Genomic DNA, 12,369 nt, shown 5'->3' with positions numbered 1-12,369 from the left:
AGACATCAAAGGTATCCATCACGCTGCGCCGGCACCGCCGAAGCAGAGCTAAACATCGGCGTTGAAAGATAACGCTCACCAAAACTTGCCAAGACAACAACAAGGCGCTTGCCCACCATCTCAGCCCTACTACCCACTTGCAGGGCAGCCGCAACAGCAGCGCCACTGCTTACCCCACTTAGCAAGCCCTCCTCCCTCGCCAAGCGCCGACCCATCTCCATCGCGTCGTCATCAGAGACCGGCAGGATCTCATCGATCAAAGAGAGATCAAGAACGCTAGGAATGAAGCCAGCACCAATCCCCTGAATGCGATGGGGAGCAGGGCTCCCGCCTGCCAAAACAGGGCTTAACGCTGGCTCAACCGCAAACACTCGCAGGCTTGGATTGCGTTGCTTGAGCAAACGCGCACAACCTGTGAGTGTGCCCCCCGTTCCTACTCCAGTAATCAGACCATCCAACCGCCCCTCGCAATCATTCCAGATCTCCTCTGCGGTTGTGCGCTCATGCACCTGCGGATTCGCAGGATTATCAAACTGCTGCAGCAGATAAGCCTCAGGGATGGTTGCTACCAACTCCTTTGCCAACTCAATGGAACCAGACATTCCATCGCTGCCTGGGGTGAGTTGCAGTTCAGCGCCATAGGCCCTAAGCATGGCGCGACGCTCTGTACTCATTGTGTCCGGCATGGTGAGAATGAGGCGATAGCCTCGGGCGGCAGCCACCATGGCCAAGGCGATCCCCGTGTTTCCACTGGTGGGTTCCACCAGCACGGTGCGCCCCGGAGCAATGGTTCCAGCTTCCTCCGCTGCATGAATCATGGCCCCCGCGATGCGGTCTTTAACCGAGGCAGTGGGATTGAAGCTTTCCAACTTGGCCAGCACCTCCGCATGGCAACCACTGACCTGTGGCAAGCGATTAAGGCGCACCAACGGAGTGCACCCAACTAAGGCCGTAATGTCAGCAGCGATAGGCATGGGCGATGGCATGGCCACTGACCCATCCAAACAAAGCGATGGTGATCAGAGCATGAAAAAGCCCCCCGTTTCCGGAGGGCTGAAATTGATCGAGATTGGGAGGAGTAGGTTCTGAGGCCCAACAAGATGTTGGGCCATTTCAATCAGAACTTAAATGTGGTTCTAACTAAACCACCAAAGTTGGTGAAGGTGTATCCATAAGCATTACCGCTTCTCTGACCGTTGGTGATACCACCAAAAGGACGGCTTAGGTAGAAGATCGCAGGAGTCACAGAAATGTTGTCGGTGACCTGGAACTTGTACCAGAACTCAAAGGCGTAGTTGCCATCAGCAACAAAATCTGAGTCGTGGAGATTAGCGTCGTATTCAATATCAGACAGGAATGTGGGTTGACCCACCGCGGCTCCAAGAACATTGCCCTCGAAGAAAGCATCTTCCCACTGAAGGCCTAAATACCATGACTGGGATATAGCACTATCAATAATATCGTCAAAGGCATCGTTTGGTGTGACACTGTTAATACCCCAACCAGTACTGATGCTGGGGACCCAACCATTCTCTTCTGGAGACCACCAAGCACTCACACCAAAGGAGTTGCTAATTCCCGTTGTTGCAACAAAAGCCGCAGACGGTGTTGCATTACCTGCATAAAGACCAGCACCGTTATCTCCTGAGGTGTAGGAGTAAGCAGCTGCAATGCCCCAACGCTCATCGGCGTAAGCGATTTGGGCTGTTGCATTGGAAGCAGCACCATCTGTGCCAACCCCACCAGTGTTGGGATTGCCATCATCAGCGTTGGCTGAGACATAGCTAGCACTAATGCTCCAGCCACTGTCATTGTCATCCCACCAGATGCCAGCACCACCACCTTTGGTGAGGCTGTAGGCGCCAGGTGCACCGGCGTAGGTGAAGAAATCAATGATGGTTTCAGCCGGATAATTGCTTGGCCATACGGCAAGCATGTTGTCCTGGCGAACCATGCCACCAATGGTCGCAGTGAACTCTTCGCCGAGTGGGAACTGATACCAGAGGCGATCCACGGTGACTTCATTCTCGTCGCCGGATTCTCCAAAAGCCACTTCCATGGCTGAGAGGCCAACATAACCATTGCTGCCGAAGGGGGATTCGGCAAAGTTGCCAGCGCGCAAGCGGGTCTTCAACAAATCCTTACCAGTGAAGCTGGTATTGAGCTCAAGGCGCATGTCGTAGTTGAAGACAGTGGCACCAGACGCAGCTGCAGCTGCATCTGCACGATCTTCGTCAAGCCCCCCAGCAGCTTGTATAAACGCAGCTGCATTTGTTTGGTGTGCCAAATCAAGACTTCCCTGCTTGCCGTCACCGCCGTAGCTGTTAGCGCCAATCACGAAGGATGTCTGACCAACAAGCTTGGTTGTTGTCGAGAACTGAGTGGCTTCGAGTTCACCAACGCGGGCTTCTAGGCCATCAACACGGCCCTTGAGGATGGCGAGCTCCTGCTCGAATTCGTTGAGAAGGCGACGCAGTTCGTCGGTGACTTCAGTGATGCGATCGAGGCAGGCATTCAATAGAGCAGCCGCTTCAAAGCGGGTCATTGCTCTGTTGCCCAAGTAGCTACCGCTTGGATAGCCAGCGACACAGCCGTAGCGCTCAATCAGGTTGCTCAGAGCCTGATAAGCCCAGTCGGTTGGATAAACATCTTGGAATTGGGAGATGCTGGTGACCTGCTCGCTGGAGGCCGAATAATCGGACACACCTTTGATGTCTAGGTCTGCGGCATTAGCAGCCATTGGAGCCATCAGGCCCAAGGCAGCAGGTGCCACCAGCAATTGCTGGAAGAGTTTCATTTGGTTCCTCACACAAAAAGAGGTACTGAATCTTGAGTATTAACTCCTCAAAAAAGACTTGCCAAAGTGACAGCCTTGCTTCTGGCAAGTAGCAATAGATACTAAAAGCTTCTGCAAAATCGAATCAGTGTGGATTCATCAATCTCGACCACCTGATAAGGAGCTCGCTGCAAATAGATTCTGAATTCAGAATCTATTTCAGATTTGAAGCTCAGATCGTGGCATCAAGGCGAATCTTGATGCCCGAAGTATTAAGGATCTGCAATGGCATGATCATCGCCACTGACCCATCCAAACCAAGCGATGGTGATCAGAGCATGAAAAAGCCCCCCGTTGCCGGAGGGCTGCAATTGATAGAGATTGTGAGGAGGTGTTCTAATCAGGCCCAACGTTGTGTTGGGCCAAAAAATCAGAACTTAAAGGTGGTTCTAACTAAACCACCAAAGTTGTTGAAGGTGTCGTCGTCGTTTCCGTGGAAATGACCACCACCATCTGTAAGTTCACCCAAAGGACGGCTTAGGTAGAAGATCGCAGGAGTCACAGAGATGTTGTCGGTGACCTGGAACTTGTACCAGAGTTCAAAGGCGTAGTTGCCATCAGCAACATTTTCGTCGCCGTGGTCGTTATCGTCATAGTCGACGTCAGTGACGAATGTGGGCTGACCCACAGCAGCACCAAGGACATTGCCCTCGATAAATGCATCTTCCCATTGAAGACCGACATACCAGGACTGGGATGTAGCCGACTCAAAGACGGCGTTGTCATCATTGTCGTTGACGTCGTTGTAACCCCAGCCAGCGCTGATGCTTGGGAACCAACCAGTCTCTTCTGGAGCCCACCAAGCACTCAATCCATAGGAGTTGGTTGTGCCCATGCCAGCAGCCTGAACTGCCAACGGGGTGCCATTACCCGCGTAAAGACCAGCGCCATTGTCTCCTGAGGTATAGGAGTAAGCAGCTGCAACACCCCAGCGCTCATCAGCGTAGGCGATTTGAGCAGTGCCGTTCGAAGCAGCAGCATCAGTGCCGATACCACCTTTTTCACGAGCAGTAGCATCGGCATCGCCGCGATTGGGGTTGCCGTTATCAGCGTTGGCGGAGACATAGCTAGCACTAATGCTCCAGCCACTGTCATTGTCATCCCACCAGATGCCAGCACCACCACCTTTGGTGAGGCTGTAGGCGCCAGGTGCACCGGCGTAGGTGAAGAAATCAATGATGGTTTCAGCCGGATAATTGCTTGGCCATACGGCAAGCATGTTGTCCTGGCGAACCATGCCACCAATGGTCGCAGTGAACTCTTCGCCGAGTGGGAACTGATACCAGAGGCGATCCACGGTGACTTCATTCTCGTCGCCGGATTCTCCAAAAGCCACTTCCATGGCTGAGAGGCCAACATAACCATTGCTGCCGAAGGGGGATTCGGCAAAGTTGCCAGCGCGCAAGCGGGTCTTCAACAGATCCTTACCAGTGAAGCTGGTATTGAGCTCAAGGCGCATGTCGTAGTTGAAGACAGTGGCACCACTTGCATTGGCAGCTTGCTCGTCACGGTCTTTGCCGTGAATATCATCGGCATCACCGCCGTAGGTGTTGGCGCCGATCACGAAGGATGTCTGACCAACAAGCTTGGTTGTTGTCGAGAACTGAGTGGCTTCGAGTTCACCAACGCGGGCTTCTAGGCCATCAACACGGCCCTTGAGGATGGCGAGCTCCTGCTCGAATTCGTTGAGAAGGCGACGCAGTTCGTCGGTGACTTCAGTGATGCGATCGAGGCAGGCATTCAATAGAGCAGCCGCTTCAAAGCGGGTCATTGCTCTGTTGCCCAAGTAGCTACCGCTTGGATAGCCAGCGACACAGCCGTAGCGCTCAATCAGGTTGCTCAGAGCCTGATAAGCCCAGTCGGTTGGATAAACATCTTGGAATTGGGAGATGCTGGTGACCTGCTCGCTGGAGGCCGAATAATCGGACACACCTTTGATGTCTAGGTCTGCGGCATTAGCAGCCATTGGGGCCATCAGGCCCAAGGCAGCAGGTGCCACCAGCAATTGCTGGAAGAGTTTCATTTGGTTCCTCACACGGATGGGCGCTATGCGCCGATTTGATGTTGGCCCTTACTCTCTTCTTAAACACCTCTTGGTGTGACAGATGTATCAATGGTTTCAATGGTGGGTATCAGAAACACCAAGTCAAACCATGCCAGCCAGCATCCCTTCTAGAGCTAGCAAGCGCTGAACCCAGCTCAGCAGGTTAAGGATGTCAATGACCAGCAAAAGGTGACACTTAGTGGATAACGGTCATTGGCCTAAGGCCTTCCATGCCCGCCGACTAGCTCTGAATCTTGTTCACGCCAGCAGCTGAAAACAACCCATCCATTCGCAGAGCGCCTCTACTGGGTTTGCTCTTGCTTTGGCTGGTGGCATGCGTGCTTGCACTAGTGGGGCTAGGAGATCTACCCCTGCGTGATTTTGATGAAGGCATCGTTGCCAGAGTCGCCTTTGAATTAAGCCAAAAGCAGGGCCCAGAAGCTCTACTCCCCACCCTGTGGGAGTCGCCCTACCTCAACAAACCACCAGGCCTGCATTGGCTGATTGCTAGCGCCATCCAACTCAGCAACAGCGGCGATACATCTTTACCAGGGCTCCCCTCAAACACTCTGGTGAGACTGGCCCCTGCAGTGCTATCGACGCTGATTGTTCCCTTAGGGGGGCTCGTGCAATGGCATCTACGACCAAATGATCGAACCAGCTGCCTTGTTACAGCTGCAATTTTGCTGACGTTGATGCCAGTGGCACGCCATGGTCGGCTAGCCATGCTCGACGGTCCGCAACTCAGTGCCATGGCCTTGTTGTGGTTACTCGTTTTAAGCCTCGATCGCAGCTCAATGGACCGCTGGCGAATGCTGGGGGCAGGACTCATCAGCAGTGGCATGCTGCTGCTCAAAGCCCCTCTGCTGCTGCCAACAGCAGCAGCAGCCTTGATTCCAATGCTCTGGGGTGGCGAATTCAGGCGCTGGTGGAGATGGCCACTGACAGGCTGGTTTGAAGTGGGGCTGATCCCTGGCCTGGCCTGGCACCTCTGGCATGGATTACATCGAGGAACTGGAGCGTTGTGGCTCTGGGGAGGCGATGGTGCAGGCCGCGTTCTGTTTGATGCTGGAGAAGGCAGTGACCTCGGCTGGAAAGTCCCGGTAATTGAGATGCTCGAGGGTGGTTGGCCCTGGCTGTTGCTATGGCCCTTCGCAATGGCCTGGGCCTGGCGTCAACGACACAGCCGTTGGGGCAAATGGGCACTCGCCACGCAGGTCATTTTGGCGATTGCAATCCTGCCATTGAAGACCCAACTCCCCTGGTACAGCCACCCTCTATGGCTCCCATTTGCACTGCTCTGTGGAGCACCACTGGCCTGGCTCATTCACAGGAAGGATCTAACAAATCCTCCTGGTGCAGGAGTTTTAAAACATGTTCCGTTCCTCTGGCTGGCCCTAGGAGTCTCCCTTGTTCTATTCGGGCTGATAGGAGCATCAGGGCGAGTTCTCACGTTTTATCCCTATAGCGGTATTGCACTCGCTGCTGGGGCGGGCTGGAGTATCGGCGGCTGGCTGATGCTGCGCCCAACCCATGCCAAACGCAAATTGGGCGCAATCAGCATGGTGGCTGGAAGCGTCGCAGCTCTATACCTATTAATGGGCTCCTCACTCTGGCTCTGGGAACTCAATGAGAACTGGCCCGTTGAACCTGTCGCCCAGCTCGCCGCACAAGCAAAGGGAGGGAAGGTGGTGCTCGAGGGGAATGATGAAAGGCCAAGCCTCAACTGGTATGCAGGCCAGCGCATCAGCTCCTTAGATGCTGTTCCAGACGCTGAATGGATCTTGACGCGCAATCCCCAGCGAATCAGCAGCATGGTTCAGGAGCGGCAGTGCAAGCTTGCGCAAAGCAAGGAAGACTGGGCCCTGCTTTTTTGTGGCCCGCAAACCCAATAACTTGCCTCGATCTAGGGAAGCCGAGCCCTGTCACGCATTCTGCCGAACACACCAACCAGAACTCCTGTAGGCGGTTCGGCGAAGCCACAACAGCCTCACTACTCAGCTCAAGGAACTGCTTGTTCTGTCGAAGCCCTATCAGCTCAAACGACCCGTTGAGGCTGACGTTTCAAACCACGGCCTCGAAGCACTCTTCATGGCGCTGACCCAGCAAGATCACCGCATCCAACTCATTCATCGTTTCAGCAGCTCAGACTGAACGAACACAATGAAAGGAAGCTGAATTTTTTTGCCAGAAGCCATTGCCTAGGGGTACTCGCCAACGTCGACCTAGCTAACTACGACTACAAAAACGTTGTATCAAATACCTTTTGAGCTCAAATAGCAGTGATCCTGATGATCGTTGTCTGGAACGATGTCACCTAATCCAGTTGCATCCGGAATACCCCTTGATTGAAACCAGTTGCTGATGGCGAAGTCTGTTGCCCGCTGGGCTCAACAAATCTGGTTTCCCTTGGGCTTAGGGGTAATCCTGCGCCTGATCCAATTGCAGGCTCCCATCCTCGGCATCCATAGCTGGCGTCAGGCGGATACAGCAGCCATGGCGAGGCATTTTGCCCTGCAAGGCACACCGATCTGGTTGCCGCAAATTGATTGGAGTGGAGCCAACCCTGGATATGTGGAATGCGAGTTTCCTTTATATCCCTATCTACTTGGCCAGCTTTACAAGCTTGCGGGCCTGCACGAATGGCTGGGACGAGGCCTTTCGGTTTTCTGTAGCGCACTCACCATCGTGCTTATCATCCGCATCGGGCATCGCCTGCTTGATCCGATTAGCGCTTGGTGGGGCGGGGTCTTCTTTGCTGTCCTGCCACTAGGGGTTTATTACGGCCGCACTTTGCAGGCAGAAGCGCTGCTACTGCTACTAGCAGCACTGAGTATCGAGCGGCTGCTTGCCTGGAAAGAGCAGCGCTCTCGCTGGGCTCTGCTCACCAGCTGGCTGGCATTTTGCCTTGCCTGCTTGATCAAAGTGATGCCCTTGATCTGGCTCGGCATACCCCTTTTGGTAGTGCAAATGCAGCCTCAACCACTTGGACCAGCACTACCACTTGCGACATTGATTAGAGGCTTAGGAAAACTTGCACGTTCGCCTGGTCCTTGGCTCTATGCGGGTAGCTCAATACTGATTGGAGCCATTTGGTATGGCCATGCTTATCAACTTGGCCAAACCAGTGACTTGAGCTTCGGATTCTGGGGCAACAACTCTGATCGCAGCAGTCTGAGCATGCTGCTGGATGTCAATCTCTGGCTAAACCTATTGCTGAGAATCAGCGTACGCAACCTGGCTGTGCTGGGTGTACCAATCGTGATCTTTGGCCTGTGGGAATGCCGCCGAGATGCAGGTGGTCAAATTCTGGCAACAGGCCTACTCAGCATGGGAGCCTGCACAGCAGTTTTCTTAAGAGCAAGCTCCATTCATGAGTACTACCAACTGCCGCTATTGATTTTTCTCTGCCCATTAATGGGAAGGGGCTGGCATTCTTTAACGAAGCTAATCACATCCAAAAAACCACATCCCCAATGGTTGACCAACATCAACCTTGCCCTGATTGTTGCCATCAGCCTCACCGTACTCAATTTTGATTATTGGGCTCTCGAGCGTCGACAAACAGAAATCTGGATGCCATTAGCCCAAAGCATCCGCAAAGAAGTCCCAAGCAAGGCTCGGATCGTGAGCGTTACTGGCAGTGATCCCAGTTTGTTGAACCTTGCACGGCGTCAAGGATGGCTCACCACTGCCAAAAGTATTAATCAGAAAAAACTAAAAGCCTGGGATGCGCAAGGTGCTACCCATCTAGTGGGGAGCCTTAACTGGGAAGAAAGCTTTAAACCTCTCACTCAAGGACATGCAAGAAATAACCTGCAGGCTCTTTTGTGTGAGCAGCCAAACTCCACTTACTGCCCACAGATACCGCATCAAACCTATCTAGTACCAATCAAAGAACTGATTCGATAGCTCATCAACACCGCCAACGTGCTGTCTGACCAGAGGCGAAAGCTTATGGGAAGCTCAACAAACTCGAGCATTGCCGCTTGAACACCAAGGCCTACCCACCCCGACGCCTGAGTCTCACCTGCCTGGCAATCTTCCTGTTGCTTTGGGCCGCCGCCGCAACTCGTCATGCTCTGCTGCAGAGCAATGCTTACGATCTTGGCCTGTTCGACCAGTGGGTCTGGTTGGCCAGCCAAGGGTTGCCACCCTATTCCTCGATGGAAGGGGTTCATTTGCTAGCTGATCACGGCGCCTGGACTCTTTATCTGGCAGCCCTTCCATATCACTTCCATGCCAGCGTTCAATGGCTACTCGCCAGCCAGGCGGCTGGACTAAGCCTGACAGCACTACCCCTTTGGGGGGTGGGCCGCCAAGCAGGCCTTACTCCAAAACTGTGCTGGCTGATCTGCGCACTTTGGTGGCTGCAGCCAGTGGTGTTCAACGCCAATCTGTTCGACTTCCACCCAGAGGTGTGGGTGATGCCGGCCCTGGCGGGTTGCTACTGGGCCAGTCGAGCCAAAAAAGCCTGGCTGTGGTTTGGCTTACTACTCTTATTGCTTGGCTGCCGTGATGGGCTTGTGCTTGTGGTAGGAGGCCTGGGGTTAGAGCAGGCCTTGCGTAAGCGATGGATCTGGGCCTTTGCAGCCATTGGATTGGCCTTGGGCTGGTTGGCCATGCTCAATCACTGGCTTTACCCCTGGCTGAAAGGCAGTACTGGAGGCCCTAAGGCAGCCGGAGCTCTTTTCTCTTACCTAGGCGACAGTTTCGATGAGGTTCTCTTCAATCTGATCACAAAGCCTCAGTTGTTAATCGAGCATGTGGATTGGATCGGCGGACTGATCTATCTGCTGTTAATCAGCATTGCCGTCGCTCCATTCTGGCGCCGAAACTCCCTACCCGTTCTGATTGGAGCTTTACCGCTAATCCTGGTGAATCTGCTATCGGAAGAGTCACCGCAACGAACACTGATTCATCACTACAGCCTGCCAATTGCGGTCATAGCTGTTGTAGCTGCCATTGATGGACTGGCTGTACGCCCAAAACAAGCCGTTCCTTGGCGACTACTGACCTGGAGCACCATCTGCTGGGTAGCCCTTGCTAAGCCCTGGTTTTTTAGTGGGCCTTATCTGGAAAGACTCGATGCATTAACCCCATCCCATGAAGCCATCGCAAACATTCCTAGCAGTAGCCGCCTTGCCACCACGAGCTATCTCGCCCCCCATCTCAGCCAACGCATTGCCATTGACTTCCCCCGCAGCAAAGGAAAGTCTTTAGATCTAGAAAACTTTGATGTACTGCTTCTCAACCCAAAAGATCCAGGTTGGGGATCCAACCGAAAACAACAGCAGCGCCTATTGAGCCAAGCCAAACAAGCTGGCTGGGGGTGTGAAAACTGGGAGAGCGGCTTGGAACTTTGTCAGCGATCCGAGCACAAATCCATCAAACAACCTTGAGACCCTCCAATGGATTAAAAGCCTGCAAAAACGATGCCCCCGCCATGCGCACATGACGGGGGCTCTCGTCGGGTCCACTCTGGCGCGGAACCATTTGATCAGGGAACAGGTGTAAAAATCAGCCGGCGTTCTCCGCGATCAGCAGACCCTGCATCGAACAACTGGAACTCATGAGCACCTCCTCCTTTGGGGATAACGGCAATTCACGAAGCATGCGACGCATGCCTATTTCAGGCAAAGTCACTTCGCTATTGCCAAAGCAAATCAACAGTAACCGGAATCGAGCAGAAGGCACGTTCTCAACCTTCTATTTCATCCAGGCTCCAGTGCTAGCAATGCATCAAGACAACGCTGTGCATCAGGAGAGGAATCAACGCTATTGCGCAAAACCACCAACCCATCCGCGCAGCTCACCACTCCGTAACGCCCCTCTTCCATGAGTTCCTGCAAGGCCTTATTGATAGATCGCCAACGAGACGTTTCCTGGCGAAACAGTGGCATCAACGAACGGTAATAGCCAGGGAAAGCCAAGACCCATTGAACCGATTCAATTTGATCCTGACGGTTGTAGTACTCGATATGTTTCGGGAAGCGCAAGGCAACTTCCCTTTCCGCCAGCAGCGGCAACAAGGGAGTATCAGCAGCGACCGAGGCGTTATCTGGCACAAGCCCAACGGCATGACGGGCCGTTGCAGCTCGCTGCAGCATGGCGACCGGCGAAACATGAACGAATGGACTAAAGCTATCCGGTACAAGAGCGGAGAACGTGCGATGGGGATTGCTTGCCAAAGTCAAAACAAGCCCTAGGGCAAGACATCCCGTCCAGAAACGCCGGAACCAAAGATGAGACCAGAAACCTGGATGGGCCTGCCACCAAAGCATTGCGCCCATAAATAACCCTGGGACCAAAGCAAGCACATACCTGAGCGTTACCGACAACGCACTCATGCCCTGGGACACCAAGGCGATGAATAAAGGCACAGCCACCATCAGGGCCACATCCAGCGAGACAAAGGGGATAAAGGCCAAAGGCAACGCTGGCGCCAGCAGAAAAGCCAAGGTGGTTCCAGGGGGAGACACCAAGGCCGCCAGCAAACGAAGCGGATGGGTCACCATCGTCCATAGAACGGTGAAGGTCCCACCAGTGCGGCCTTGCAAAAGATGCCCAAACTTTTCCTGCAGGAAGCGATCAGACAGGGAGGAATCAAACTGGGGCTGGATCCAGCCAGTCATGACTGCCACATAAACCAATGACATCGCCATGACCATGAGGCCGATGGCGCGTGCACCAGGTCGACGAAGCGCTGCCCAAAATCCAAGTGAAAACAGCGTGAGTCCCGCATCTTCACGCACCAACAGCATCAGGAAACTGCAAGCCATCACCTGGCGCCACCCCTGCTTGAGGAGACCATCAACAACCAAAAAGCCCAGTAATGGCAACCAACAAAGGTCGTGAAAGTTTTCAACAAGTGGGCCAATCACGGTTCCACTCAGGTAGTAGGACGCGGTCAAGCGAATCGCCAAGGGTCTCGACAATCGGGCAGACGCCATCCGCCACAACACCAAACCTGCTAGAGCCAACAGCCCCACTTGAATCAACGGCAAGGTCCAGCGACCAAAGAGTGCTACTAAGGGCGCTGCCAAAACAGTCAGCACATTGGCGTGCTGGCCAAGATGCAGATAGTCGATGCTTGGCAAAGCATCTTGATTGGCAACAGCTGCCGACAACTCCGACGAAAGGCTACTTTCAAAAAAATGACCCCTAGCAGTAGACCAAAGCTCCTGCAAAAAAAGAGCTTGGTCGTAAGTAGCAGTAAGGCTTTCAAGGCGCCAAAACTGAATCAGCAGTCCGACCAGCCAAAAGCCGCCAGCCATCCCAAGAACCACCCAAGGGAAGTTGTCTCTGCGATAGGAGCTCAACCCACTAACAAGAGATGACATTCGCATCATTCCTCAGCTGCCGAAATGAATACTAGAGAGCTGCCAAATACCATCCTAAGGAAGAATAAAGACCAGAAGAAAAGGGCAGAGCCAGCCTGGTCAGAGACTTTTCCAAATCCAGTCATCAATGGGAAAATAGGCGAAAA

The 12,369-nt window shown here is 53.6% G+C and carries 8 protein-coding genes; 3 read left to right on the top strand and 5 right to left on the bottom strand.

Annotated features, from left to right (window positions below; all coding sequences use genetic code 11):
- Positions 1 to 5 precede the first annotated feature (5 nt).
- From cysK to SIB68_RS10245, 3 genes are all read right to left on the bottom strand, one after another.
- Complete coding sequence (gene cysK / locus SIB68_RS10255; RefSeq protein WP_063401000.1) at positions 6 to 974, bottom strand: cysteine synthase A; 969 nt, start codon at positions 972 to 974, stop codon at positions 6 to 8.
- Between the two features lie 143 nt (positions 975 to 1,117).
- Positions 1,118 to 2,797 carry an iron uptake porin gene (locus tag SIB68_RS10250; protein WP_063401001.1) on the bottom strand — a complete coding sequence of 560 codons (1,680 nt, stop codon included), beginning with the start codon at positions 2,795 to 2,797 and terminating at the stop codon, positions 1,118 to 1,120.
- Positions 2,798 to 3,206: 409 nt separating this feature from the next.
- Complete coding sequence (locus SIB68_RS10245; RefSeq protein WP_063401002.1) at positions 3,207 to 4,859, bottom strand: iron uptake porin; 1,653 nt, start codon at positions 4,857 to 4,859, stop codon at positions 3,207 to 3,209.
- Between the two features lie 275 nt (positions 4,860 to 5,134).
- Between SIB68_RS10245 and SIB68_RS10240 the strand changes: the two genes are divergently transcribed.
- The 3 genes from SIB68_RS10240 (at position 5,135) to SIB68_RS10230 (ending at position 10,282) form a co-directional block, all read left to right on the top strand.
- On the top strand, positions 5,135 to 6,775 hold the full coding sequence (locus tag SIB68_RS10240; protein ID WP_155724996.1) for a 4-amino-4-deoxy-L-arabinose transferase: 1,641 nt from the start codon (positions 5,135 to 5,137) through the stop codon (positions 6,773 to 6,775).
- 469 nt (positions 6,776 to 7,244) lie between these two features.
- A complete protein-coding gene (locus SIB68_RS10235; RefSeq protein ID WP_063401003.1) occupies positions 7,245 to 8,792 on the top strand; it encodes an ArnT family glycosyltransferase in 1,548 nt (515 codons plus the stop codon).
- Positions 8,793 to 8,869: 77 nt separating this feature from the next.
- Complete coding sequence (locus SIB68_RS10230) at positions 8,870 to 10,282, top strand: DUF2079 domain-containing protein (RefSeq protein WP_063401004.1); 1,413 nt, start codon at positions 8,870 to 8,872, stop codon at positions 10,280 to 10,282.
- A gap of 118 nt (positions 10,283 to 10,400) precedes the next feature.
- Here the strand turns inward: SIB68_RS10230 and SIB68_RS10225 are convergent, their stop codons facing one another.
- Positions 10,401 to 10,577: a hypothetical protein gene (locus SIB68_RS10225; protein WP_155724997.1), complete on the bottom strand. Its 177-nt coding sequence runs from the start codon at positions 10,575 to 10,577 to the stop codon at positions 10,401 to 10,403.
- 17 nt (positions 10,578 to 10,594) lie between these two features.
- Entirely contained in the window at positions 10,595 to 12,223 is a 1,629-nt protein-coding gene (locus tag SIB68_RS10220) for a DUF2079 domain-containing protein (protein WP_236069100.1), read from the bottom strand.
- Between the last annotated feature and the right edge of the window lie 146 nt (positions 12,224 to 12,369).

Origin of the sequence: Prochlorococcus sp. MIT 1323, assembly GCF_047304905.1 — a bacterium.
GTDB lineage: Bacteria > Cyanobacteriota > Cyanobacteriia > PCC-6307 > Cyanobiaceae > Prochlorococcus > Prochlorococcus marinus_D.
Note: the sequence above shows the minus strand (reverse complement) of the source record. Positions and strands in the feature narration are given on the sequence as shown.